This window comes from Frateuria aurantia DSM 6220 (assembly GCF_000242255.2).
Classification (GTDB): domain Bacteria; phylum Pseudomonadota; class Gammaproteobacteria; order Xanthomonadales; family Rhodanobacteraceae; genus Frateuria; species Frateuria aurantia.
The window spans coordinates 3,501,758-3,526,454 of sequence record NC_017033.1; the positions used below are offsets into that span (position 1 = coordinate 3,501,758).

Below are 24,697 nucleotides of genomic sequence, written 5' to 3' on the forward strand. Positions count from 1 at the left end.
GCCTGATGTTGTTTCTGGATAGTCTTATGACCGCGTCAACCGCCCTGCCCGATTTCGCCAGCAGTGTTCCGGCCTTGCTCAAGCGCCTGGATGCCAGCCTTGATCGCTGGTTGCCTGCTGCCGATACCGATCCGCACCGCCTGCATCAGGCCATCCGCTACGCCTGCCGCGGCGGCAAGCGCCTGCGCGCCCTGCTGGTTTACGCCAGCGGCGAAGCGCTCGGCGTACCGCTGGAAAAGCTCGATGCGCCCGCCTGCGCAGTGGAACTGATCCATGCCTATTCGCTGGTGCATGATGATCTGCCGGGCATGGACAATGACGACCTGCGTCGCGGTCAGCCCACCGTGCATATCGCCTATGACGTCGCCACCGCGATCCTGGTCGGTGATGCCTTGCAGACCTTGGCCTTCAACCTGCTGACCGACCCGGCCAATGCGCTGGATGCCCGCCAGCAGGTCGCCATGATCGCCAGCCTGGCCCATGCCTCCGGTCCGCTGGGCATGGTCGGTGGCCAGGCCGTGGACATGGAATCGGAAGGTGCCAGCCTCAGCCTGGAACAGCTGGAATCGCTGCATGCCCGCAAGACCGGCGCCCTGATCCGGGTATCCTGCGAACTGGCCGCCATCGCCGGTGCCGCCAGCACTCCGGTGGCCCAAGCGCTGGCCCGTTACGGCAGCTGCCTGGGTCTGGCCTTCCAGATCCAGGATGACGTACTGGACCAGACAGCCGATACCGCGACCCTGGGCAAGACCGCCGGCAAGGACCAGGCGCAGCAGAAGTCCACCTTCCCCTCCCTGCTGGGTCTGGACACCGCCCGCCAGCGGGCCTCCGACCTGTTCGATCAGGCCCGCGAGATCGCCATCGAAATCTCCGGACAACCGGCACCGCTGCTGTGGCTGGCCGACTTTATCCAGAAACGCGATCACTGAGCTCACGGCCATGTGACCGTTGTCTTTCGAAAGGCCCGCGCCATGCGGGCCTTTCGCGTTCAAGACCCTCGATCATCGCGGAATTTCACGGTCCGGCGGAGATGAAACGCTGAAATCGTTGCTGCAACGCAGCGTGATTTGAATCACGAAAAAGCGGCCATGAGCCGCCCGGCCAGCTTGGACCCTGCGGATCACTTCCATGTAAGTCATGATTCATGCAAGGGTTTATATCCCTGCGCGGCAAGCCGGCCATCCTTGCTCAGGCACCCTCTCCAGCCATGCGACGGCAAGCGCGGCGTGCTGCTGTGCGTCGTGTGCTGCCGAAAGTGAAATGTTACGTTTTTGCACGAGAAAACCAGGCTTCAGATGCCTGGTCTCGAGGCATCACGGCGATCAGCCGCGCCCCCCCCATTTCGCCCATTGCACCGCACGGCTCAGCCCGCCATGTGTCCGAGGAATTTCATTCACATGAACGTAAAAACGAGATTTCATTCCTGTTGGCTGGCACTGGCGGTCGCCATGGGAGGTGCTTCCAGCGCTCAGGCCATGCATGCAGGTATTCAGGATGATGATGCCAACGACGTGTCCAACAGCTCGTATTTCGATACCAGTCCCTACCTGCTCGGTGACTGGGGCGGAGCCCGCACCCGTCTGGCCGACAAAGGCGTCAGCTTCCAGTTCGGCTGGGTCAACGAGGCCGCCAACAACTTCACCGGCGGCAATCGCCGTACCGCCCGCAACACCGGGCAGCTGACCTTGGGCACGACTCTGGATCTGGACAAGCTGTGGGGCTGGAAAGGCGGCACCTTCCAATTCACCATGACGGACCGCTACGGCCGCAATCTCAATGCCGATGCAGGTCTTGGCAACAACCAGCTGACCCAGGAAGTCTATGGCCGCGGCCAGACCTGGTGGCTGACCCAGCTGTGGTTCGAACAGGCCTTCTTCAACGGCCGCCTCAGTCTTCGATTGGGCCGCATGCCGGTAGGCAGCGACTATGGCTATGCCGACTGTGATTTCCAGAACCTCACCTTCTGCGGTTCGCAGACCGGCAATATCGTCGGCAGCTACTGGATGAACTGGCCCGTCAGCCAATGGGCGGCCCGGATCAAGCTCAAGACCAGCGAAAAGACCTATCTGCAGTTCGCGGCCTATCAGGTCAATCCCCACTATGCCAATGAGAGCTGGGCTCGCCACAACGCCTGGAAAATCAACAATCCGGGCGGTACCCAGGGCGCACTGATGCCGCTGGAATTTGGCTGGACACCGGCCCTCAACGGTCTCCAGGGCCTGTACAAGTTCGGCATCTACTACAGCAATGCCGGTGGCAGCGATCTGTATCTGAATCAGGACTACCAGCCGATCGCGATCAATGGCGGCCAGGCCCTGCACCGCAAGGGCAGCTACGGCGGCTATCTGTCGATCAAGCAGCAAGTGACCGGCACCGCCGATGGCCAGGGGACCACCTTGTTCCTCAATGCCTCCAAGGCTGATCGCAATACCGCACAAACCGATGCCAAATACTCGCTCGGCGTGCAATACAAGGGCATTTTCAGCCGTCCGAACGATGCCGTCGGTTTCGCCATCGGCACGACCCATACCAGCAATTACTATGCAAGCTATGCCCGGCTCTACAATGCCACCCACAGCGGTACCCACCTGATCGCCGGCGGCGGCTATGAAAAGGTGGCCGAACTGTATTACCAGTGGTCACCGGTCGCTGCCGTGCAGATCCGCCCCAATCTGCAATATATCGCCGACCCGGGTGGCAGCAACGAGAACAAGAACATCTTCCTGTTCGGTCTGAAGTCGGTGGTCAACTTCTAGACAGAACCGCTGCCGCCGATCTGATCCCACAGCCACGGCCGCCCTGCAGGGCGGCCGTGGCCCGTTGCGGGCCTGCCTGCCGACGGAGCCCGGTCCCAGAACAAGGCGAGTCGCACCCACCGGCACGACAGCAGGCTGTCCAGCGCCGTCCCGCCCTCTTTCACGGCCGTCAGCATCGCGCAGACGCCACATCCGTCCGGTGCCGGCAGGCGTGCGGACCGTCCGGGACTCACCGATCAGTCACAGTCATTCTGGCAGCGTCAGCTTGCTGGGCGCGACCGCTTGAGGTCGATGTTCGACAAGGCTGCAGGGCAGTACCCGCAGCATCACCGGGGCATCCACAGGCAAGGCATTGCGATGGGCATGCCACTGCCATCCCGACCCGGCCAGACCCATGCCCGGAACGGGCTGACCCCATCCACCCTGCCTGCCCGCCAGCCTCGCTCTCTGGCGACGACGCCGGCGACGGAAGCCGGTCACCCGGCCACGGGCCCTTGCCGCCATCACCGGAGCGGAATGCCCATGCCCAGCGCTGCCCGTTGTCGTCGCTTCGTCCTCGCTCTGATCCTGGCCGGCACCCTGCCGGCAGGCGCCCTCGCCACCCAGATCAACTCACCCCAGACCGGCCTGCTGTCGGATGCCGACGGAGGCCGCCTGTATCTTGCCGGCGACTGGAACGGCGCCCGCCATCGCCTGGCGGACAAAGGTGTGCAATTCCAGTTCAACCTGGTCAATGAGCCGGCCTACAACTTCACGGGTGGCGACCGGCATACCGGCAGCAACAGCGGCCAGCTCGGGCTGGGTGCCAGTCTAGACCTCGAACGACTGGTGGCCTGGCCGGGGGCGCAGTTCCAGATCACCGTCACCGAACGCTACGGACGTGACCTGGTCCAGGCTGCCCACCTCGGCTATGGCTCGCTTCCGCAGGAGATCTACGGCCGCGGCCAGACCTGGTGGCTGACCCAGTTCTGGCTGGAACAAGCCTTCTGGCATGGCCGTCTGAGCCTGCGCATCGGGCGGATGCCGGTCAACGCCGATTTCGGTTTCAACGAGTGCACCTTCATGAACCTGACTTTCTGCAGCTCGACCATCGGCAACATGATCTACATGCTGTGGCTGGACTGGCCGATCAGCCAGTGGGCGGCCCGCATCAAGTGGCGTACCGGCACCGACACCTATCTGGAAGTCGCCGGCTACCAGGTCAACCCCGCATATGCCGATGAACACTGGCAGCGCCGCCATGCCTGGCGGCTGAACAATCCGGGCGGCACCCAGGGCGCTCTGCTGCCGCTGGAATTCGGCTGGACGCCTCGCCTCGGCGGACGCCGGGGCGAATACAAGTTCGGCGTGTATTACAGCAATGCCGGTGGTCCGGATCTGTTCCTGAACCGGGATCACCTCCCTCTGGCGATCGAGGGGGGACCGGCCTTGCACCGCCATGGCAATTACGGCGGCTATCTGTCATTCAAGCAGCCGATCAGCGGCCATGTCGAAGGTCAGGGCGCATCGATTTTCCTGAATCTGGGCCGGTCCGACCGCCACACCGCCCAGCTCGATGGTCAATATCTGCTGGGCCTGCTTTACAACGGCATCGGCCGGCGCCACAACGACTGCATCGGCCTTGGCATCGGCGCCACCCACAGCAGCACCTACTACGCACGGTATGCCCGTCTCTACAACCGCAACCATCCCGGTCAGCCACTGAGCTACGGCTCGGGCTATGAAAAAACGGTGGAGATCTATTATCAGTGGGTCCCCGTACCGGCCATCGTGATACGTCCGGACCTGCAGTATCTGGATGATCCCGGCGGCAGCCATGCCTACCGCAACGTCTGGCTGGCCGGTCTCAAGACCATCATCAACTTCTAGGCCGCGGAAACAAGGACTCACGGCTTGTCGCCGAGGGGACCTGCTCCTCTGCCGGCCCCTTGCCGAGTCTCCAGACAAAGCTCCCGGATGCACGGTCCCGGCAGGCCCCGGAGCTGCTGCCTCAGGCCGCCTGCGCCGACACCGGGCCCGTGTCTTGCGAAGATGCCACCGAGCTGCGGATCAGATAGTCGAAGGCAGCCAGCGAAGCCTTGGCACCCTCACCCATGGCAATCACGATCTGCTTGAAAGGCACCGTGGTGGCATCGCCGGCGGCAAAGACCCCCGGCATCGAGGTCTGGCCCCGATCATCAACGATGATCTCGCCGCGCGGGCTGAGCTCGATCACGCCCTGCAGCCACTCGGTATTCGGCACCAGCCCGATCTGCACGAAGATGCCTTCCAGCGCCAGCGAGTGAAGTTCGCCAGTGCCGCGATCCTTCCAGGCCAGACCGGTGACCCGGCTGCCATCACCGATGACCTCGGTGGTCTGGGCCGACATCAGGACCTTGACGTTGGGCAGGCTCTGCAGTTTCTTCTGCAATACCGCATCGGCACGCAGCTGGTCACCGAACTCGATCAGAGTCACCTCGGCGACGATGCCCGCAAGATCAATGGCCGCTTCGACGCCCGAATTGCCACCACCAATCACCGCCACTCGCTTGCCCCTGAACAGCGGGCCATCGCAATGCGGGCAATAGGCCACGCCCTTGTTGCGGTACTGATCTTCGCCCGGCACATTCATCTGCCGCCAGCGGGCACCCGTGGAAATCACCACCGAACGGGCCTTCAGGCTGGCGCCGTTGGCCAGACCGACTTCGATCTCGCCGCCCTGGCGGCTGAGCGAAACGGCCCGCTGCAGGTTCATGATGTCCACCTCATAGCTCTTGACGTGCTCTTCCAGCGCGCTGCCGAGCTTGGGGCCTTCGGTTTCCTGCACCGAAATGAAATTCTCGATCGCCATGGTATCCAGTACCTGGCCACCGAAACGCTCGGCGACCACACCGGTACGGATGCCCTTGCGGGCCGCGTAGATGGCGGCGGAAGCACCGGCCGGGCCACCGCCGACCATCAGCATGTCAAAGCGATCCTTGGCCGCCAGCCGGGCGGCATCGCGCTTGTCCGCGCCACTGTCCAGCTTGCTGACGATCTCCTCGACCCCCATCCGGCCCTGTCCGAAGACCTGGCCGTTCAGATAAACCGTGGGTACCGACATGATCTGGCGCGCCTCGACCTGCTCCGGGAACAGTGCGCCGTCAATGGCGGTATGGCTGATGGCCGGATTGAGCACCGACATCAGATTCAGGGCCTGCACCACATCCGGGCAGTTCTGGCAGCTCAGCGAAAAATAAGTCTCGAAACTGAGCGGGCCGGGCAGTTCCCTGATCTGCTCGATGACATCCATGCCAAGCCTGGACGGATGGCCACCGACCTGCAGCAGTGCCAGCACCAGTGAGGTGAATTCATGGCCCAGCGGGATCCCGGCGAAGCGGACACCGCTGACCTGGCCGGGATTGTTGATCGCGAAGGAAGGCACCGGCGCACCGGCTTCGATTTCCTCGCGCAACGTGATCTTTTCGCTCAGACCGGCGATCTCGCCAAGGAGCTCGCGCAGCTCGACCGACTTAGCAGCTGCATCAAGGGACGCGACGATCTCGATCGGCTGCGTGACCTTTTCCAGGTAGGTCTTCAACTGGGTTTTGAGAGTGCTGTCCAACATGATGTGCTCCAGGGGCTTGACGCTGAATTTTGGCCGAACGCGCCCTGCGGACGGGCAGGCCGGCACCGCGAAAGCGTGATCAGTGAGGTGCATCCGGCGCCGGAACGGCGCCGGATGCGGGTCGGGCTTCAGATCTTGCCGACCAGGTCCAGCGAAGGTGCGAGGGTCTTCTCGCCTTCCTTCCACTTGGCAGGGCAGACTTCACCCGGGTGGCTGGCGACATACTGGGCCGCCTTGACCTTGCGCAGCAGTTCCGACGCGTCGCGGCCGATGCCGTTGTCGTGGATCTCGTACAGCTTGATCTCGCCTTCCGGATTGACCAGGAAGGTGCCGCGCAGAGCGATGCCTTCTTCGGCGATCAGCACTTCGAAGTTGTTCGACAGCACGTGGGTCGGATCGCCGACCAGCGGATACTTGACCTTGCCGATGGCCGGCGAGGTGTCGTGCCAGGCCTTGTGGGCGAAATGGGTGTCGGTGGACACGCCGTAGACTTCCACACCCAGCTTCTTGAACTCTTCGTAATGATCGGCCAGGTCTTCCAGCTCGGTCGGGCAGACGAAGGTGAAGTCAGCCGGATAGAACACGAAGACCGACCACTTGCCCTTCAGATCGGCATCCGAGATGTCGACGAAGTTGCCATCGACGAAGGCGGTCGCCTTGAACGGCTTCAGTTGGGTATTGATCAGGGACATGGCTGTTTCCTTATCCGTTGGGGAGAGGTGAGAACGAGATCGATGGTAGGCGAAGCTACCACCTTGAACAAATTGATTGATTGCATGATATCAATTGATATCACCTATCAAACACAGCAGTCAGACCCTATGTCATCGCAGCGATGCCGCGACAGGCCATGCGCGACTTCTGCCCGGCCACGATACCGCAAGCCTGCGCCCAGACCCTAGCGGATGCCACAAGCACCCGGCCATCCTGACGCAGGCCTGCCCGCCATCATTCTGGAAGCGGCCTGTGACCTTGGGCCGAACGATGCCACCATCACCACCATCAATGCACTGGGCAGAGTCTGGCCGGGTTCGTCGCCCCCTGGGCCGTGGCCTGCTGCGCGACAAGGCCGGCGACCATCACCCCGGGCCTGCTGTTGCTGGCCGTGGTGGTCCTGGCCGGCGGGGTTTTCGCCGCGATTCATGGCCGCCGCCAGCGGTTGGGCGAGGTTCGCCCCTGACGGCCTCGACATCACCGCCCGCCGTCAGGCGGACAACCGTCGTGCTCAGAAATTGACGCCAGCATGCAGAATGACGTTGGCATAGGGGCTGCATTCACCCGTGCGTATCACGGCACGTGCCTGACGACTGGCATGCTTGAGTTCCTCGTGACTGCACAGGCTTCGCGTGATCTGCGTGCCGCTGGCGGCGAGCAGATGCGCCCAGATGGCCGGATTGAGCCGTTCGGTCTCCCGCGCCACGGTCAAGCGCTCGGTCACCAGCTCGACCAGCACCGCATCCAGCACGGTAACGAAATCCGGCACCCCCCTGACCAGGGCCAGATCGATGCAGAGCACCTCCGGTGCCACCGGCAGGCCGGCATCGGCGATCACCAAGGTATCGGTATGCCCGAGCCCGGCGATCAGGCCGCTGAGCTGGGCATGCAGCAGACCCGAGGGCCTCATGCCTGCTGCTCCAGCAACGCTTCGACCGCCGCCAGTGACGGCATGCCGGACTGGGCACCCAGCCTGGTGATCGACAAGGCGGCAGCGGCGGCGGCCTTGCAGACAGCGGTTTCGATACCCTCGCCCAGGAAGACGGCCAGGGCGGCATTGAAGGTGTCACCGGCACCGGTGGTATCGACGACCTCGACCTGGAAGGCCGGCTGATGCCTGATCTGATCGCCGTTGCGGAACCACACGCCCTCGCCGCCACGGGTCATCACCAGCGGCAGAGACTGTTGCTCCAGCACGGTACGGAAATCCCGCTCGGCCGGGGCGTCGATCAGAATCGCCAGCTCATGCTGGTTGGGAGTGATATGACTGGCCAGTTCCAGCCATTCGCGTGGCAGGGCCTGAGCCGGCGCCGGATTGAGGATCACCGGCACCCCCAGTTTGCGGCCCAGCCGCAGGGTGGCTTCGACCGTGGCCAGCGGAATCTCCATCTGCACCAGAATCGCATCGGCCGTGGCCAGGGTGGCTTCAGCGGCCAGGACATGCTCAGGGGCGACCCGGGCATTGGCACCGGCCACGATCACGATCCGGTTTTCACCCTCGGCCACGCTGATCGATGCGGTGCCGGTGGCGGTATCCGCCAGCCGCTGCACGTGGCTCAGATCAATGCCTTCGGACTGCAGGCCCTGCCAGAGCTGATCGCCAAACAGATCAGCCCCTACGGCACCGATCATGCTGACTCTGGCACCCAGCCGTGCCGCCGCAACGGCCTGGTTTGCACCCTTGCCACCGGCCACGGTCAGAAACCGCTCGCCGATCAAGGTTTCGCCGGGATCCGCAAACCGGGACGCCACGGTCACCAGGTCCATATTGATACTGCCAACCACCGCAATCTGAACCACGCTGCTTCCTCACCCTCACTTCATCAGCGGCCAAGCTTAGTCCCAGATCGTCTGGCTGTGCACCTTGCAGGCAGACATCCGCCGAATAGATCGATCCAAGTCAAATTTCGTGCTGAATATCCTCCCCCGCCGCGGTGCAAAGCATCACCAAGGCGCCTCCCGGAGACTGTCCGGAGATACAAGGACGGGTGGCTCACACGGCGGATGGACGCCCATCCGGTGGATGGCGTGCCATCGCATCGCGTGCAGACAACACGCCAAGGCGACCTGACACCCGGTACCGGCCGCGGAAGAAGGGGAACTGAAATCCACGAAGCGGCGGCCACCGCCCAAGGCACCGCCAGCAGCCGAAGCCTGCAGAAATTCACCGTCAGGACTAGCATCTGCAAGGGAATAGCAGTCAAATGCGCGTCCCATACGAAGGATCGTCATGCGTTACTGGCTACACTGGATCTTTATCGCCATTACACTGCCGGTCATGGCCGACTCTCTCGATATCGATCACATCTTTGACGGCGGCAGCCTTGCCGGCCCCGCGCCGCGGCGACTGAAGATTTCCCCCGATGGCCGATGGGTGACCTTCCTGCGCGGCGAACCGCAACAGCCCGGACGAATGGACCTGTGGGCCTACGCCCCGAATACCGGCAAGTCCTCGGTGCTGGTGGCCGCCGACCAGCTGCAGCAGGGCGACGCGCAGCTGTCCGCCGACGAACGGAGCCGGCGCGAACGCAGCCGCACGGCCGACCTGCGTGGCATCGTCGACTACCAGTGGTCGCCGGACGGCAAGGCCCTGCTGTTTCCGCTCGATGGCCGGCTTTATCTGTACACCCTTGGCCAGCGCCAGGCCCGTCTGCTGGATACCGGCGAGGGCGAAGTCCTGGATCCGCAGCTGTCGCCACATGGCCGCTACGTGGCCTATGTGCAGGACCGGAACCTGTGGACCCTGGACCTTGTCAGTGGCGAACGACAGGCACTGACCCGCGACGGCGGCGGCAGCGTGCACAATGGCGAAGCCGAATTCATCGCCCAGGAGGAAATGGGCCGCAGCCGTGGCTACTGGTGGTCGCCGGACGGCAGCCTGATCGCCTTTGAACGCTACGATGAAGCCGATGTCCCGCTGACGCAGCGTCTTGAAATCCATGCCGGTCACAATGAGCTGGCCAGCCAGCGCTATCCCTTTGCGGGTGGCCCCAATGTCACCGTCCGGCTGGGCCTGGTGGCACCGAGTGCCGGGCCGGTCCGCTGGATTGATCTGGGCTCCCAGGCCGATATCTACCTGACCGGGGTGCGCTGGCGCCCCGATGGGCAGCAGCTCAGCTATCAGCGCATGAGCCGCGACCAGCAACGACTGGATCTGCAGGCCGTCGATGTCCATACCCTGCTTCAGCGGACCCTGCTGACCGAGACCAGCGATGACTGGATCAATCTCAACGATGATCTGCATTTTCTGGCCGACGGCCGATTTGTCTGGGGCAGCGAACGCAGCGGCTTTCACCAGCTGTATCTCTATGGTCCGCAGGGTCGCCTGCTGCATGCCATCAGTGCCGGCCCCTGGGCCATCGACGAACTGCTGGCCGTGAATGAAGCCCATGGCAAGGTGTATTTCAGCAGCAACCGCGATGCCGTCCCGGACCGTCAGATCTACAGCCTGCCGCTGGACGGCAGCGCCGCCGGCCGGCCGCAGCGGATCAGCCTGGGCGAGGGTACCCACCAGGCCGTGTTCAGTCGCCAGGCCGACTTCTATGTCGACACCTGGTCCAATCCGCTGACGCCCCCCCAGGTCAGCCTGCGCCGCCCGGATGGTCATCTGCTGAACTGGCTGGAAGCCAACCCGCTGCAGCCGGGCCACCCGTTCTGGCGCTACCGGGACAGTCTGGTCGAACCCGAGTTCGGTACCTTGACCGCCAAGGACGGCCAGACCCTGTACTACCGCCTTTACAAGCCGGCCGGTTTCGACCCGCAGCGACGCTATCCGGTCTTCGACAGCTTCTATGGCGGCCCGCATGCACAGTCGGTCACCAATGCCTGGGGTGATTATTTCAACCAGTACATGGCCAATCAGGGATTCGTGGTATTCACCCTCGACAACCGGGGCACCTCGCGGCGCGGGCATGCCTTCGAACAGCCGATCTACCAGCAGCTGGGCGATGCCGAGGTGGAAGACCAATTGACCGGCCTGAACTGGCTGAAAACCCTGCCCTGGGTCGATCCCGAGCGTATCGGCGTCTTCGGCTGGAGCTATGGCGGCTATCTCAGCCTGATGCTGCTGGCCAAGGCGGGCGACCAGATCGCGGGCGGTGTGGCCGTGGCGCCGGTCACCAACTGGAAGCTGTACGACACCTTCTACACCGAGCGCTATCTCGGCAAGCCGCAGGACAATCCGGGCGGCTATATCCGCAGCTCGCCGATGGCCTGGCTCGATGGCATGACCGGCAAGCTGATGCTGGTCCACGGCATGGCCGATGACAACGTGCTGTTTCTCAACAGCACCGAACTGATGTCCGCGCTGCAGGATCTGGGCCGGCCGTTCCAGCTGATGACCTACCCTGGCGGCAAACACGGTCTGAACAGCACACCGGCCCAGCGGCGCCATGTGTATCACCTGATCGACACCTTTTTCCGCGAGCAGATCGCCGGGCGCAGGCTCCCGCAGGCCTCGCCTTGAAGGGCGCTCGGGCAGACCGGACGGCTACCGGTTGCCGGCAGCCGTCCGGCCGGATGATCGGCTTTGATCCGGCATGGATCTTTTTTTCACTCTGACCATGCCGCGCAAGCGCTAGAACGCGCTGACACCGCCCAGCTATCCGGCCCACCGGGGTACCTACCCATGGCAAGCATCCGCTGGATCTCCGCTCCGTTGCTGTTCGGCCTCTGGCTGTCCACCGGCCTGCCCGCTCAGGCCGGAACAGCCGATCCGGTCGGCCCGATCCTTCGGCTGGAGCCGATGCCGGCCTTCGGCCATGCCTTCGGCAGCATGCCCTTCCAGCAGGTGCCGGATGATCCCGCGGCTGTTGGCTACCGGGAGGACGAGTATGCGTTTTCGGGAGTGGCGCGTATCTATGGCTTCGCCGCCGGTAGCGACAGCAGCCACATTGAACGGCTGGGCAGCACCGAATACGTCGACCGGATGCTGGTCCGCCGGCCGGTGGATCCCGGACGCTTCAGCGGCAACGTCCTGGTCGAGATCATCAACTCCGCACTGGACTTCGACGCCATGGCAGCATGGCCCTACATGTGGCGACAATTGACCCGGGCCGGTGATATCTGGGTCGGTCTTACCGCCACGCCCGCCGGGATCCGCGCCCTGCAGTTCGCCAATCCTTCGCGCTATGCCCAACTCGGTTTCGGCACCAACCCTGACCCTGGCTGCCACTCCACGGCACCTGAAGCGGGCGTGATCTTCGACGTGATGACCCAGACCAGCCAGCTGCTGCGCCAGACCGGCAACCCGCTGAATCCCCTGCACGGTCTTCCGGTCAAGGCCCTGATCGCCACCGGCTATTCCCAGGGCGCCATGATTGTGGCGACCTATACCAATGCCATCGCCCCGAATCTCGAGGGCCCGGCCTACGATGGCTATATTTCGATCGCCGGTCTCGGCGGTTACGCGCTCAACAATTGCGAGGCCCTGACCGATTTCGCCAGCAGGATCCTGACCCCGGTCTCCAACGGCATTCCGTTGATGCAGGTACAGACCACTTCGGAAACCGTGCTGCTTCCGCTGGGCTTGCCCGGCGAATCCGTGCATGACCGCGACATCGGCGCACCATATCGCTATTACGATGTGGCCGGCAGCGGGCATCTGGACCGGATCCTCACCAATCATGCCGCCGATGCCGCCGACCTTTACGCCGCTGGTGGCTATGATGTCGAAGCGGCCATCGAGGGCTGCCATCTGGCCTGGCCACTCAGCCGCTTTCCCGCCGAGTATGTCTACGACAATCTGCTGGCCCGGATGGAGGCCTGGATCCAGGAGGGGCAGCCACCGCCGCCCAGTCAACGTTTCCTGCTGGGCGGCTGGCTGTGGCCCGGCCAACCTGTGGGCGGATTGCGCTCACCGGCGATGGACGTGCCGACCGCCGACTATTTCATCGGTGCCGGCCTGCCGCTGCTGACCAGCAGCGGCGGTTTCACGCGAGGCATTCCCTGCTTCTTCCTTGCGATCGAACATGATTATTCGCACAGCGAGCTGAAACGCCGCTATGGCAGCCACGACCAGTACCTCGAGCAGGTCAGCCGCCGGACCGTGCAGTTGCAGCAGCAAGGCTGGCTTACCGATGACGATGCGGCCGAGATCGTCCGTCAGGCGAGGGCGGCAGATATCCCGTGATGCCCGGGGAACACCGTGGCGGCAGCTCGGGCCGCCACGGTCGGCCCGCTCAGTGCCGGCTGACCGGCAGCGGATACTCCCTGGGTGGTTCGGCACCCAGCAGATAGCGCACAAAGTAATCCCAGCGTCGCCGCATCATGTAGGGCGCGGCAGCCCCGTAGCCATGGTGGGCATTGGGTATCACCACCAGATCAAAATCCTTGTTGGCCTTGATCAGCGCGTCGACCACCAGCAAGGTGTTGTTGGGCGGAACATTGTCGTCCAGAGTACCGTAGGCCAGCATCAGATGGCCCTTGAGACCGGCCACGAAGGATTCATTGGCCTGGGCATCGTAATTGCTGTGACCGGAAGCATCGACATGCTCCAGCCCCTGCCATTTCTCGGCCCAGTCATCCTCGTATTCACGGTTCTCGTGATTGCCGCTTTCCGCGATACCGACCTTGAACACTTGCGGGTAATGGAACATCGCTGCCGCAGTGGTGTTGCCGCCGCCGGAGTGCCCCCATATTCCGACCCGGTTGGTGTCGATCCAGCTGTAACGCTGCCCCAGCTGCCTGATGGCAGCTACCTGGTCAGGCAGGGTGTCGTCCTCGATATGCTGGAAATAAGCCGTATGGAAGTCCTTGGATCGCCACGGCGTACCCATTCCGTCAACCGCGATCACGACAAAACCCAGTTCGGCCAGTGCCTGATTGTCTCCCGCCGCCGGCAGAAAGCTGCGGCCTCGCACCGAGCCGGTCTGCGGGCCGGGATAGACGTAGTCGATCAGCGGATAGTGTCGGGAGGGATCGAAATGCGAGGGCTTGAACATCATCCCGTACAGATCGGTCCTGCCATCGCGCCCCTTGACCGTGAAGGGCACGGGCGGCACCCAGCCGGCGGCCAGCAATCGATGGATGTCAGCCGTGGCCAGCGTCATCCGCACCCGCCCCGCGCCATCCCGCAACACGGCCGTAGGCGGCACTGTCCGGGTGGAACGGATATCCACGAAATCATGGCCGGCCGGCGACATGTCGATGCTGTGGTCCGCCGCTTCGGGGGTCAGCAAGGTCTCGCCACGACCATCAAAGCCGATACGGTAGAAGGCCTGATAGTAGGGGTTCCAGCCCTTTTCCCGACCCACGCCGCGAAACCAGATCTGCCGACTGACCGGATCGACGGCCAGAACCTGAGTGACATTGCCCTGCCCGCGGGTAATCCGCGACTTGAGCTTGCCGGTGTCGAGATCGTACAGATACAGCTGGCCCCAGCCATCGCGCTCGCTGAACCAGATCACCTCATGGGAGGCCGGCAGATACTGCCAGTTGACCATGTCGTTGCCGCTTTCGAACCAGGTCGCCACCTGCTCGTCGAACACCGTACGGACCGCACCGGTCTGCGGATCAGCGACCCGGAACCATTCATGCCGATGGTCGCGCGAGGTGGACACGAAGCCCAGACTGCGGCTGTCAGGAGCCCATTTCACATCATCCCAGCCGCCGTCCGGTCCGCAGCTGATGTCATCGCACAGGCTTGAGCGATGCTGGTCCGGTGGCATGTCCAGGCGGATGACCTTGCGCGCGGCCACATCGATGACCACCCGCTGGATCATGGTGACCTGCTTGTCGCCCACCAGCGGATACTTCCAGCTCAGCAGTTTCGGATGGCCGATCTGGGTCGTCACCAGGTACATGTCGCCGGTATGGCGCTGATCCTGCTGGAAGGTGGCGATCCGACGCGAATCCGGAGACCACACCAGAATCGCGTGATCGGTATGCTTCCAGCCGGCATTGTCGGTGGCATAGCCGAAATTCTCGACCCCGTCCGTGGTCAGCTGCGTTTCCTGGCCGGTCGCCGTGTCCCGCACCCAAAGGTTCCAGTTGCGGATAAAGGCCGCCTGCCTGCGATCCGGGGACAGCACCCCCGGTTCCTGCCCCGCCAGTCCGCCAGCATGACGCCTGATGGCTGCATCGGATGCCGGGGCGCAGTGCAGCGGTGTTGCCGTGGTGCAGGTGTAGTAGCGATCCCCGCGCCGGACCAGCGCTACGCCTTCGGCCTGTGGCCACCAGCCGCTGATGACCGGTACGGTCGCCGCCACCGGGGACGCGCCAGCCGAGATCAGGGCCGCGTCCAGGGCCGCAGGATCAAACAGCGAGCTTCGCCGGCGAGTGTCGGCATCCACCAGCACGTACTGCGTGACGGAACGTGCGGTATCGGCATACCAGAAATGGTTCGCGTCCAGCCAATGGACCTGCCTCACGTTGTGATCGACCAGCGGAGCCAATGCCGGTGCCAGCATCGACTGGGCTCGCTGGTAATCGGTCGCCGTGACCTTGGGCATGGGGCCGGCCGTGACCTGGGCCGAAGCCAGCGGCGGCAACAGCCATCCAAACGCCAGGGCCAGACCCCAGCCGAACTTGTTGATCGTGCGAACCATCCCCGCTCCTCGAAAAAGCCACCCCAGGCGGCATATCGCCTCGAGAATAGGGCAGATGCACCGGCCCGGCCTGTGCCATAGGTTGATCGCCCGGCAAGCCACCCCGACGCGAGGCGGCTATAATGTCGCACTGCCCCCCATGGACGCGTCCTCTCATGTTGCCCGAAGCCCGCCTGCAGGAAATCGTGTTTCCCGACCATACCAACCATCTGGGCACCCTGTTCGGTGGTCAGGCTCTGGCCTGGATGGACAAGGCGGCCTTCATTGTCGCTTCCCGTCATTCGCGCAGAACGGTGGTGACGGCCCGCTCGGAACGGGTCGACTTCCGGCTCCCGGTCCGCAAGGGACAGCTGGTCGAGCTGGTGGCCCGGCTGGTCACGGTCGGCCGCAGTTCGATGCAGGTCGATGTCGAGCTCATCGCCGAGGATCCGCTCTCCGGCGAACGCCAGCTGTGCACCACCGGTCGCTTCGTGATGATCGCCCTCGACGAAAACGGTCAGCCCTCGCAGGTCCCGCCACTGCCGGCCTGAGGGTCCGGGGCTCCACCGATGACCGGTGAGCGCCCTCCCCCCTGCTGCGAGCGGCGCGGCTTGGGCTAACATAGCTCCATGACTACTCCTGATCATTCCCCTCTGGGCAAGGCCACGGTTTACGCCAGCCACTACGATGCCGGCTTGCTGTTCCCGATCCCGCGCCAGGCCAATCGCGGCCAGTTCGGCCTCGGCGAAGGACCGCTGCCGTTCAACGGCGTCGATATCTGGAACGCCTATGAACTGTCCTGGCTGAATGCGCGCGGCCTGCCGCAAGTCGGTCTGGCCGAGTTCCGGGTTCCGGCTGATTCACCGAACATCATCGAGTCCAAGTCCTTCAAGCTTTATCTGAACGGATTTTCCCAGGAAGTCTTCGACAGCCCCGACGCCCTTGCCGCCGTTCTGGGCAGGGATCTGGGGGCGGCCGCCGGCGCTCCGGTCAAAGTCAGCCTGCGCCCCGCACGCAGCGATCAGGTCCGGCTGCAGGACCTGGAAGGCCAGCTGATCGACAAGCTCGAAGTCAGCATCGACAGCTACGGTCCGCCGGATGCATCGCTGCTCAAACTGCAGGATGCATCGGCCGGCGCAGCCATCGAGGAAACCCTGGTCTCGGACCTGCTGCGCTCCAACTGCCCCGTCACCGGCCAGCCGGACTGGGGCACGCTGCAGATCCGTTACCACGGAGCGCCCATCGATCACGCCAGCGTGGTGCGCTATCTGGTGTCCTTCCGCGAGCACAGTGACTTCCACGAACACTGCGTGGAACGGATCTGGCTGGACCTGCAGCAGCAATGCCGGCCCCGCAGCCTCAGTGTCTATGCCCGCTATACCCGCCGCGGAGGGCTGGATATCAACCCTTACCGCAGCAGCGGCACGGAAACGGCTCCGGATATCCGCACGGCACGCCAGTAGGGCTCCGCATGCTCAGTAATCCTCGCTTCATATCCACTGCGCTTCAATAAACCCAAACGTATTCGGCGATGTACGGCGCCGCCATGACGGCGTCCATTGCACGGTATCCGCCAACTCGAGTCCATTCGGAACCTTCACGACCATGACGCCCACCGCCCGCACCTACTCATTCCTGGCCCTGACCACTGCCGTGGCGCTTGCCCTCAGCGGCTGCGGCAATGGCTCGCACAATGCCGGCGGTCCCGCCAGCAGCGGCACCGTGACCGCGCCGGCCCATGCCGGCACTGCACCCGCCGTAGCCCACAGTGCCCCCGCCGCCGCCAGCAGCGCCCCGGCCAAGGCCGCCAGTGCACAGGCGGCACCTGCTCCTGCCGCCACCGCGCCGAGCGCGCCCGCTCCGGCGGCCACCAACAGCCAGCTCAGTCTGGTCATCGGCAGCGCCGTCACCGCCGACCACCGGGTCGCGCATGCAGTCAGCAGTTTCAAGCCGGCGGAAAAAGCCTTCTACGCCAGCGTCTCGACCAATGGCAAGAGCCTGGGCGGCACTCTCAACGCGAAGTGGCTGTATCTGGAAGGCAAGAAGCCGCTGGTAATCTCCAGCGTCAGCCAGCTGATCTCGGCCGAGACCCCCAGCAGCACCACCTTCACGGTGCGCAATCCCAATCCCTGGCCGCAGGGCCGCTACAAGATCGAAATCTCGCTGGACGGCAAGAACGTCGCCAGCCAGGATTTCCAGGTCCGCTGAATACCGACCCTGGATGCCGCCTGAGGCGGCATCCAGGGTCGGCCGGCGCGTGGCTCAGCGATAGACGATGCCCCCGTCGATCAGAATCGACTGGCCTGTGACGTAGTCCGAATCCGGACCCGCCAGGTAGGAAACCAGACTGGCCACGTCATCCGGGGTCTCGGCCCGCCCCAGCGCAATGCCGTCGACATACTTCCTGAAGGTCTCGCCCTTCGGCGCGCCTGTCAGCTCGGCAAAACGGGCATCGATCTCTTCCCACATCCCGGTGCCGACGATGCCGGGGCAATAGGCATTGACGGTGATGCCCCTGGAGGCATATTCCTTGGCCGCAGCCTGGGTCAGTGCCCGCACCGCGAATTTGCTGGCCGAATAGGCCCCCAGCATGGCAAAACCGTCATGACCGGCGATCGAGCAGGCGTTGACGATCTTGCCCTTGTGGCCACGCTGGATGAACTTGGCGGCCGCCGCCTGAATGCCCCAGAGCGTGCCCTGCACATTGATCTTCATGACCTTGTCGATTTCCTCGGGGGTCACCTCGGCAATCGGCTGGACCTGGGCAATGCCGGCGTTGTTCACCATCACGTCGAAACCGCCCAGCTGCGCCTCGGCATGGTCGATCGCCGCATAAACCTGGTCCCTGTCGCTGATGTCGGCCTCCAGGCTCGTCACCTGACCGCCGGCGGCCATGATCTCGGCGGCGACCTGTTGCAGCGGTTCCGGCTTGAGATCCACCAGCGCCAGCTTGAAGCCGTCACGTGCAAGACGCAAGGCGATGCCGCGACCGATACCTTGCCCGGCTCCCGTCACCAGGGCCACTTTGTTTTCGAGTGCCATACCAGACTCCTTAGCAGAAAAGGATGGATTGTCCGTCTTGAATGTTCCGGCCTTCGTCGGCATCCCGCCACCCGCAGCCCGGGTACGGCCCCTCGCGGACCGCCGACCGGCAAGGTGGCCTGTTCCGACAGGCACGGCTCCTGGCCCGCCTTGCGGATGACTGCAAACCCGGAGCAACTGCCGCCCCTGACACGCTGCACCACCGGCCCTGCAAACCCGCCGCACACAAAAAAGGCCCGTACAATGCACGGGCCTTCATATCAGCTCAAGAAACGGTCCATATCAGGCACCGACCACTTTGACCTTGTAGCTTTTCAGACGAACCGCGAAATCATGCAGGGCCTGAATGCCGCTCTGTTCGGCTTCGTGAACCCATTGCTGCAGACCCTTCAGCTGTTCTGCGCCACGCAGTTCCAGCAACTGGGCCAGACGCTGGCGATATTCGCACACCGTCTGCAAGGTCGGACGCTTGGCCAGCACCGACTGCATCCGTTCGGTACCGGCACCGTCCAGCCAGTGGCCGCCATTGGCCAGGGCGCGACGCAGACGACCGGGTACAGCCTTCAGACTGTCACCGGCATGGCCGGCTTCTTCGCGCAGGGTCGGCACGATCACCGTACGGTAATACTCGGTCATGGCCTGCACGCGATGGGTCAGCACCGCCTTCAAGGTTTCCGCGTCCGGCAGGTTCACATTGGGGCGGATATCCAAGGTCGGAGCGACGCGCAGAACCTTGGCCAGCTTCAGGGTTTCCAGAGTGCGGATCGCGAACCAGCCGATATCGAATTCCCACTTGCGCATGGAAAAGCGCGCAGAGCTGGGGAAAGCATGGTGATTGTTGTGCAGCTCTTCGCCACCGATCCAGAAGGCCCAGGGGAACAGGTTGGTGGACTTGTCGTCGCTCTCGAAGTTGCGATAACCCCACCAGTGGCCCAGGCCATTGACGAAGCCGGCGGCCCAGAACGGGATCCAGGCCATCTGCGCCGCCCACACGGCCACGCCAAGCACGCCGAACAGACTGATGTTGATGATGGCCATCAGCACGATGCCCAGCATCGCATGACCGGTGTAGACATGCTTCTCCACCCAGTCGTCAGGCGTGCCGCGACCGTATTTTTCCATGTCGTCCTTGCGGGCTGCCGAGTTCCGGTACAGGCTGACACCATCCCAGAACACCTTCTTGATACCGGCGTACTGCGGGCTGTGCGGATCTTCTGCGGTATCCACACGGGCATGATGCTTGCGGTGCACCCCCACCCATTCCTTGGTGATCATGCCGGTGGACAGCCACAGCCAGAAACGGAAGGCGTGATTGATGGCCGGATGAAAATCGACGCCGCGATGGGTCTGGCTGCGATGCAGATACATGGTGACCGAGAAAATGGTCAGCTGGGTCACCACCAACGCGTAAATCAACACGCCGACCCAGCTCGCGCCGGTCAGGCCATGGGCCAGGAAATTGAGCAGTGCCTGCAACATGTATGACGATTTACCGATAGATGGACCTCTGGATTTTACGGCGCAATGGTCCATACCTGCCAGCACGGCAGCTGAACCGCGGTCAGTTACAAGGTAGCAATGGCTTGTCCGATGCCTGCGGACAGGTGTCTGCGGCCGGGCAATCCCGCAAAATACTGCTTTTTGCCGCCCCGGCCGGACCCGCCCATGCCCGAACTTCCCGAAGTTGAAACCACGCGTCGCGGCATCATGCCGCATGTTGAAGGGCGCGTCGTGACCGATGTCGTTCTGCGCCGCCCGGATCTGCGTTGGCCGATTCCCTGGGCAGTGGTCTCAGAGCTGCCCGGCCAACGTATCGAGTCGATCGAACGTCGCGGCAAATACCTGTTGCTGCATACCTCCGTCGGCAGTGCCCTGCTTCATCTGGGCATGTCAGGCGTCCTGCGGGTGCTGCCGGCCGACACGCCGGTGGCCAGGCACGACCATGTCGATCTGGTACTGGAAACCCGGCCGGGCGAGATTCCGCAGGTGCTGCGCTTTACCGACCCCCGCCGCTTCGGCTGCCTGCTGTGGCAAGCCCCCGGCGAGGTGCATGAACTGCTGGCAAAAATGGACCCCGAGCCCTTGTCCGAAGCCTTCGACGGCGATGTGCTGTGGCGGGTCGCGCAAAAACGCCAGAGTGCCGTCAAGCTGATGCTGATGGACAATGCGGTGGTGGTCGGCGTCGGCAACATCTACGCCAACGAGGCCTTGTTTGCTGCCGGCATCGATCCGCGCCGCGCGGCCGCGAAGATCTCCCGGGCACGCTATCAGCGGCTGGCGACCGAGATCCGCCGGATCCTGGCCTGGGCCATCGAGCGCGGCGGTACCACTTTGCGGGATTTCATCAGCCCCGACGGCATGCCCGGCTATTTTTTCCGCGAGCTGATGGTCTACGGACGTGCCGGCGAGGCCTGCCTGCAGTGCGGCAGCACCATCCAGACCGCGATGCTGGGCCAGCGCGCCACCTGCTGGTGTCCGCGCTGCCAGCGCTGAGCCGGATCCGGTAGCCGCCGATTCAATCCGGCCAGCTGAACTCCACATAGCGGTTGTTGAACCGCGGATCATCGAACGAGCCACCCAGGCGGGCGGTCAGGCCCTCGGCGATGCCATCCACCTCCACCTGCTGCCCATCCTCCAACCGGGCACCCAATGCCTGCAGCTGGGCCAGTCGCTCGACCAGCAGGCCGGCCCGGTCCAGAGCGGCGTCAGGTACCTGGCGAAGGCTCAGGTCAGGACGACCGAAGGCCCGCATGCCTCGAGTATGGATCCAGTGACGCCCTGGCCGCTGCTCGTCGTCGCGGAGAATCAGCAAATGGTTGCGGATCGGCGCACCGTCCTTGACCAGATAGCGACGACGCCAGCTCTCGGCGCTGAATACCGACAGCAGTTGCGGATCGATGATCGCCATGCCGCCGACATCCAGCAGGGCGGCCAGCACGCCGAAGGTATCGCGCAGATAGCCGGTATCCGGCTGATCCGGGAAGCGACCGTGCAGTACCAGCACCTGAGGTGCAGCCTTGGCCAGCGCGCAAGCCTGGGGATCATCGCGTTCCAGCAGCTTGCCCAGCGCACCGTGCAGGGGATTGCCGTCCCAACTGGCCAGATCGGACTGTCGGTGCGAGCTCAGGCTGACCTCCTTGGGCAGACCCGGGCTGCCGTAGTCCTGCGACGGCGCACGGCCGCTGCCGAACTCCCCGTACACGAAATACTGCAACACGATCTCCTCGTCGCTGCGCTGCCAGTGCGGTCGCTGCCAGGCGGGCAGATAAATCGGTGTACTCATCAGCTTGTCCTTGATTTCGAAGCGCCAGGCCCATCGCCCAGCGGTAATACCGGTTGCTGCAACTCGATGCGACCACGGCCATCGGTGATGCGCTTGAACTCGGCCCGGCTCACCGAGACATAACGTTCATTGCCGCCGATTTCCACCTGCGGCCCTTCGGTGATGGCCCGACCGTGGACATCGACACGCACCACCATGGTGGCCTTGCGGCCGGTATGGCAGATCGTCTTGATTTCCTCGAGCTTGTCCGCCCAGGCCAGCAGATGGCGACTGCCTTCGAACAGCTCGCCCCGGAAATCGGTGCGCAGGCCGAAGGCCAGCACCGGAATATCAAGTTGATCGACCACGTCGCTCATCTGCCAGACCTGGGCCTTGCTCATGAATTGGGCCTCGTCGACGAAGACACAATGCAGCTCGCCCTGTGCGGCGATGTCGGCCCGCACCAGAGCCAGCAGATCCTGCTCCGGACCGAAGCACAGTGCCGGGGCCTGCAGACCGATTCGCGAGCCGACCACGCCGCTGCCGAAACGGTCGTCGATGGACGGGGTCAAGATCAACACCCGCATACCCCGCTCGCGGTAGTTGTAGGCGCTTTGCAGCAAGGTCGTGGTCTTGCCGGCGTTCATCGCGGAGTAATAGAAATAGAGCTTGGCCATCATGCCTCCTGCTGGAACCCGCATGGTAGCGGCTGACGACGCCATGCCAAGTCACGGCGGCCATCGCCCGGGCCGGGAGACGCGCCTCTGCTACCATCGGACATCTGTCCGTGCCGCCATAGACTCATGCTCAATCCGCAACAATTAGCTGCCGTCGAATACTGTGAAGGCCCGCTGCTGGTGTTGGCAGGTGCGGGCTCGGGCAAGACCAGCGTGATCACCCAGAAGATCGCCTGGCTGATCGGGCGGCGCCATGTCCGGCCGGCACGGATTGCCGCGATCACCTTTACCAACAAGGCCGCGCGCGAGATGCGCGAGCGTATCGGCAAGCTGATCAGCGAAGAAGCGGCCAAGCAACTGACGGTCAGCACCTTTCATGCCATGGGCCTGAAGTTTCTGCAGATGGAGCATGAGGCGGCCGGCCTGCGCCGCGGCTTTTCCGTGCTGGATGCCGATGACAGTGCAGGCATCGTCAAGGAACTGGCGCCGAAAGGTGCCAAGAACGACGTGCTGTTCGGCCTGCGCAACCTGCTGAGCCGTTACAAGAACGGCGGCCTCAACCCCGACCAGGCCCTGCGCTCGGCCCGCACGCCGCAGGAAATGGATGCGGCCACCATCTATCAGCTGTACCAGAACCGGCTGGAAGCCTACAACGCCGTCGATTTCGACGACCTGATCCGCCTGCCACTGGCCGTGCTGGAGGGCAACGAGGAAGTCCGGGCCCGTTGGCAGGAAAAAATGGAATACCTGCTGGTCGACGAATATCAGGACACCAATGACGCCCAGTACCGCCTGCTGAAAATGCTGGCCGGCGAACGCGGCCATTTCACCTGCGTGGGTGACGATGACCAGTCGATCTATGCCTGGCGCGGCGCCAACCCGGAAAACATCGACCAGCTGGGTCGCGACTGGCCGCAGTTGCGGGTGATCAAGCTGGAGCAGAATTACCGCTGCAGCCGCCGGGTGCTGCGCGCCGCCAACCGGCTGATCGCCAACAACCCGCATCTGCACGAGAAGAAATTGTGGAGCGACCTGGCCGAGGGCCCGCCGATCCGGGTGCTGGAATGCAAGGACTCCGAGCACGAGGCCGAACGGCTGGCCGGCATCCTCACCACCCTGGCCGAAAAGCACAAGGCGGCATGGAGTGACATCGTCATCCTCTACCGCGGCAACTTCCAGGCCCGCCCGCTGGAAAAGGCCTTGCGTCTGGCCAGGGTGCCTTACCATCTCACCGGCGCACTGAGCTTTCTGGACCGGGTCGAGGTCAAGGACCTGCTCTGCTATCTGCGGCTGTTGACCAACCCCAGTGACGATGCGGCCTTTATCCGGGTGGTCAACGTACCGCGCCGGGAAATCGGTGCCACCACACTGGAAAAGCTGGGTCAGCTGGCCCAGGCCCAGCACAGCTCGCTGCTGGACGCGAGCCGCAGTGACACCGTGCTGCGGCAGCTGTCACCTCGTCCGGCCGCGGCTTTGGCCGGCTTCGCCGCGATGCTGGACGAGTTGCGCAGCGCCTCCCTGCACCAGAGCGCCGCCGAACTGGTGGAAACGGTGCTGAGCCGCACCCAGTACGCCGAGCACCTGGCCGCCAATACCCCGGATGTAGTCACCCGTGATCGCAAGATCGGCAATCTCAAGGAACTGGCCGACTGGTTCAGAGCCATGCAGCGCGGTCGCCAGAGCGCCGGCGATCTGGCGGGCCAGCTGGCGCTGCTCAGTCATGCGGACCGTGACGAGCCGGGCAATGCAGTAAGAATGATGACCTTGCATGCCGCCAAGGGCCTGGAGTTCCGCTTCGTCTTCATTGTCGGCTGCGAAGACGGCACCCTTCCCCATGAAGGGGCCATCGACGAAGGCCGCACCGACGAAGAGCGCCGGCTGATGTATGTCGGCATCACCCGTGCCAAGGAAATGCTGACCCTGTCATGGTCGGCCCGCAGCAGCCGCTACGGCGAAGTGATCCAGCACCGGGCCAGCCGGTTTCTGGATGAGCTGCCTCCGGAAGACCTGCACTGGGACGGCAAGGACCCGGAGGCCGATGCGGAAATCCGCAAGGACACCGCGCAATCGCATCTGGCCAAGATCGCCGCCCTGCTGGGTCAATGAATCGACCGGCAAGGGCTGACGCAGCCGGC

The 24,697-nt window shown here is 63.8% G+C and carries 19 protein-coding genes; 10 read left to right on the forward strand and 9 right to left on the reverse strand.

The features are described from left to right. Window positions 1-26 precede the first annotated feature (26 nt). The 3 genes from FRAAU_RS15870 (at window position 27) to FRAAU_RS15880 (ending at window position 4,625) form a co-directional block, all read left to right on the forward strand. Entirely contained in the window at window positions 27-929 is a 903-nt protein-coding gene (locus tag FRAAU_RS15870) for a polyprenyl synthetase family protein (protein WP_041270642.1), read from the forward strand. 468 nt (window positions 930-1,397) lie between these two features. Next, window positions 1,398-2,756 (forward strand): carbohydrate porin, encoded by a 1,359-nt coding sequence (locus tag FRAAU_RS15875; RefSeq protein ID WP_014404540.1) that lies wholly within the window; start codon window positions 1,398-1,400, stop codon window positions 2,754-2,756. Between the two features lie 522 nt (window positions 2,757-3,278). After that, complete coding sequence (locus tag FRAAU_RS15880) at window positions 3,279-4,625, forward strand: carbohydrate porin (protein WP_014404541.1); 1,347 nt, start codon at window positions 3,279-3,281, stop codon at window positions 4,623-4,625. Window positions 4,626-4,746: 121 nt separating this feature from the next. Here FRAAU_RS15880 and ahpF read toward each other — a convergent pair whose 3' ends face one another. The 4 genes from ahpF to rbsK form a co-directional block, all read right to left on the reverse strand. Next, a complete protein-coding gene (gene ahpF, locus FRAAU_RS15885; protein WP_014404542.1) occupies window positions 4,747-6,342 on the reverse strand; it encodes an alkyl hydroperoxide reductase subunit F in 1,596 nt (531 codons plus the stop codon). 128 nt (window positions 6,343-6,470) lie between these two features. Next, a complete protein-coding gene (ahpC, locus tag FRAAU_RS15890; protein WP_014404543.1) occupies window positions 6,471-7,034 on the reverse strand; it encodes an alkyl hydroperoxide reductase subunit C in 564 nt (187 codons plus the stop codon). Between the two features lie 533 nt (window positions 7,035-7,567). Then, the gene (gene rbsD / locus FRAAU_RS15895) at window positions 7,568-7,966 is read right to left on the reverse strand and encodes a D-ribose pyranase (protein WP_014404544.1); all 399 of its coding nucleotides are present in this window, start codon (window positions 7,964-7,966) and stop codon (window positions 7,568-7,570) included. Further along, the gene (gene rbsK, locus FRAAU_RS15900; RefSeq protein WP_014404545.1) at window positions 7,963-8,856 is read right to left on the reverse strand and encodes a ribokinase; all 894 of its coding nucleotides are present in this window, start codon (window positions 8,854-8,856) and stop codon (window positions 7,963-7,965) included. The genes rbsD and rbsK overlap by 4 nt, the downstream gene beginning before the upstream one ends. 430 nt (window positions 8,857-9,286) lie before the next feature. Between rbsK and FRAAU_RS15905 the strand changes: the two genes are divergently transcribed. Both FRAAU_RS15905 and FRAAU_RS15910 read left to right on the forward strand, forming a co-directional pair. Continuing rightward, window positions 9,287-11,521 carry a S9 family peptidase gene (locus tag FRAAU_RS15905; protein WP_014404546.1) on the forward strand — a complete coding sequence of 745 codons (2,235 nt, stop codon included), beginning with the start codon at window positions 9,287-9,289 and terminating at the stop codon, window positions 11,519-11,521. Between the two features lie 162 nt (window positions 11,522-11,683). After that, window positions 11,684-13,186, forward strand: coding sequence for an alpha/beta hydrolase domain-containing protein (locus FRAAU_RS15910; RefSeq protein ID WP_014404547.1), 1,503 nt, complete (start codon window positions 11,684-11,686; stop codon window positions 13,184-13,186). 49 nt (window positions 13,187-13,235) lie between these two features. On the opposite strand, the gene FRAAU_RS15915 is transcribed toward FRAAU_RS15910, so the two are convergent. Then, entirely contained in the window at window positions 13,236-15,602 is a 2,367-nt protein-coding gene (locus tag FRAAU_RS15915) for a S9 family peptidase (protein ID WP_014404548.1), read from the reverse strand. Window positions 15,603-15,724: 122 nt separating this feature from the next. Here FRAAU_RS15915 and FRAAU_RS15920 point away from each other — a divergent pair, with 122 nt between their 5' ends. The 3 genes from FRAAU_RS15920 (at window position 15,725) to FRAAU_RS15930 (ending at window position 17,789) form a co-directional block, all read left to right on the forward strand. Continuing rightward, a complete protein-coding gene (locus tag FRAAU_RS15920; protein WP_014404549.1) occupies window positions 15,725-16,132 on the forward strand; it encodes an acyl-CoA thioesterase in 408 nt (135 codons plus the stop codon). Window positions 16,133-16,210: 78 nt separating this feature from the next. Next, the gene (gene queF, locus FRAAU_RS15925; RefSeq protein ID WP_014404550.1) at window positions 16,211-17,044 is read left to right on the forward strand and encodes an NADPH-dependent 7-cyano-7-deazaguanine reductase QueF; all 834 of its coding nucleotides are present in this window, start codon (window positions 16,211-16,213) and stop codon (window positions 17,042-17,044) included. A 142-nt stretch (window positions 17,045-17,186) separates the two neighbouring features. Then, complete coding sequence (locus FRAAU_RS15930) at window positions 17,187-17,789, forward strand: hypothetical protein (protein ID WP_014404551.1); 603 nt, start codon at window positions 17,187-17,189, stop codon at window positions 17,787-17,789. A gap of 54 nt (window positions 17,790-17,843) precedes the next feature. On the opposite strand, the gene FRAAU_RS15935 is transcribed toward FRAAU_RS15930, so the two are convergent. Both FRAAU_RS15935 and FRAAU_RS15940 read right to left on the reverse strand, forming a co-directional pair. Further along, complete coding sequence (locus FRAAU_RS15935; RefSeq protein ID WP_014404552.1) at window positions 17,844-18,623, reverse strand: acetoin reductase; 780 nt, start codon at window positions 18,621-18,623, stop codon at window positions 17,844-17,846. A 282-nt stretch (window positions 18,624-18,905) separates the two neighbouring features. Continuing rightward, on the reverse strand, window positions 18,906-20,102 hold the full coding sequence (locus tag FRAAU_RS15940; RefSeq protein WP_014404553.1) for a DesA family fatty acid desaturase: 1,197 nt from the start codon (window positions 20,100-20,102) through the stop codon (window positions 18,906-18,908). Between the two features lie 186 nt (window positions 20,103-20,288). Between FRAAU_RS15940 and mutM the strand changes: the two genes are divergently transcribed. Beyond that, a complete protein-coding gene (mutM, locus tag FRAAU_RS15945) occupies window positions 20,289-21,116 on the forward strand; it encodes a bifunctional DNA-formamidopyrimidine glycosylase/DNA-(apurinic or apyrimidinic site) lyase (protein WP_014404554.1) in 828 nt (275 codons plus the stop codon). Between the two features lie 22 nt (window positions 21,117-21,138). Here the strand turns inward: mutM and FRAAU_RS15950 are convergent, their stop codons facing one another. Then, window positions 21,139-21,906 carry a hypothetical protein gene (locus tag FRAAU_RS15950; RefSeq protein ID WP_014404555.1) on the reverse strand — a complete coding sequence of 256 codons (768 nt, stop codon included), beginning with the start codon at window positions 21,904-21,906 and terminating at the stop codon, window positions 21,139-21,141. Continuing rightward, on the reverse strand, window positions 21,906-22,562 hold the full coding sequence (locus FRAAU_RS15955; protein WP_014404556.1) for a thymidine kinase: 657 nt from the start codon (window positions 22,560-22,562) through the stop codon (window positions 21,906-21,908). The genes FRAAU_RS15950 and FRAAU_RS15955 overlap by 1 nt, the downstream gene beginning before the upstream one ends. A gap of 126 nt (window positions 22,563-22,688) precedes the next feature. On the opposite strand from FRAAU_RS15955, the gene FRAAU_RS15960 reads away from it, so the two are divergent. After that, a complete protein-coding gene (locus FRAAU_RS15960) occupies window positions 22,689-24,668 on the forward strand; it encodes a UvrD-helicase domain-containing protein (protein WP_014404557.1) in 1,980 nt (659 codons plus the stop codon). Window positions 24,669-24,697: the final 29 nt, after the last annotated feature.

Bases quoted from the DNA above. Each gene is read 5' to 3' on its own strand.
- FRAAU_RS15870 (WP_041270642.1), top strand. From the start codon at position 27: ATGACCGCGTCAACCGCCCTGCCCGATTTCGCCAGCAGTGTTCCGGCC.
- FRAAU_RS15875 (WP_014404540.1), top strand. From the start codon at position 1,398: ATGAACGTAAAAACGAGATTTCATTCCTGTTGGCTGGCACTGGCGGTC.
- FRAAU_RS15880 (WP_014404541.1), top strand. From the start codon at position 3,279: ATGCCCAGCGCTGCCCGTTGTCGTCGCTTCGTCCTCGCTCTGATCCTG.
- ahpF (WP_014404542.1), bottom strand. From the start codon at position 6,342: ATGTTGGACAGCACTCTCAAAACCCAGTTGAAGACCTACCTGGAAAAG.
- ahpC (WP_014404543.1), bottom strand. From the start codon at position 7,034: ATGTCCCTGATCAATACCCAACTGAAGCCGTTCAAGGCGACCGCCTTC.
- rbsD (WP_014404544.1), bottom strand. From the start codon at position 7,966: ATGAGGCCCTCGGGTCTGCTGCATGCCCAGCTCAGCGGCCTGATCGCC.
- FRAAU_RS15905 (WP_014404546.1), top strand. From the start codon at position 9,287: ATGCGTTACTGGCTACACTGGATCTTTATCGCCATTACACTGCCGGTC.
- FRAAU_RS15910 (WP_014404547.1), top strand. From the start codon at position 11,684: ATGGCAAGCATCCGCTGGATCTCCGCTCCGTTGCTGTTCGGCCTCTGG.
- FRAAU_RS15915 (WP_014404548.1), bottom strand. From the start codon at position 15,602: ATGGTTCGCACGATCAACAAGTTCGGCTGGGGTCTGGCCCTGGCGTTT.
- FRAAU_RS15920 (WP_014404549.1), top strand. From the start codon at position 15,725: ATGTCGCACTGCCCCCCATGGACGCGTCCTCTCATGTTGCCCGAAGCC.
- queF (WP_014404550.1), top strand. From the start codon at position 16,211: ATGACTACTCCTGATCATTCCCCTCTGGGCAAGGCCACGGTTTACGCC.
- FRAAU_RS15930 (WP_014404551.1), top strand. From the start codon at position 17,187: ATGACGCCCACCGCCCGCACCTACTCATTCCTGGCCCTGACCACTGCC.
- FRAAU_RS15935 (WP_014404552.1), bottom strand. From the start codon at position 18,623: ATGGCACTCGAAAACAAAGTGGCCCTGGTGACGGGAGCCGGGCAAGGT.
- FRAAU_RS15940 (WP_014404553.1), bottom strand. From the start codon at position 20,102: ATGTTGCAGGCACTGCTCAATTTCCTGGCCCATGGCCTGACCGGCGCG.
- mutM (WP_014404554.1), top strand. From the start codon at position 20,289: ATGCCCGAACTTCCCGAAGTTGAAACCACGCGTCGCGGCATCATGCCG.
- FRAAU_RS15950 (WP_014404555.1), bottom strand. From the start codon at position 21,906: ATGAGTACACCGATTTATCTGCCCGCCTGGCAGCGACCGCACTGGCAG.
- FRAAU_RS15955 (WP_014404556.1), bottom strand. From the start codon at position 22,562: ATGGCCAAGCTCTATTTCTATTACTCCGCGATGAACGCCGGCAAGACC.
- FRAAU_RS15960 (WP_014404557.1), top strand. From the start codon at position 22,689: ATGCTCAATCCGCAACAATTAGCTGCCGTCGAATACTGTGAAGGCCCG.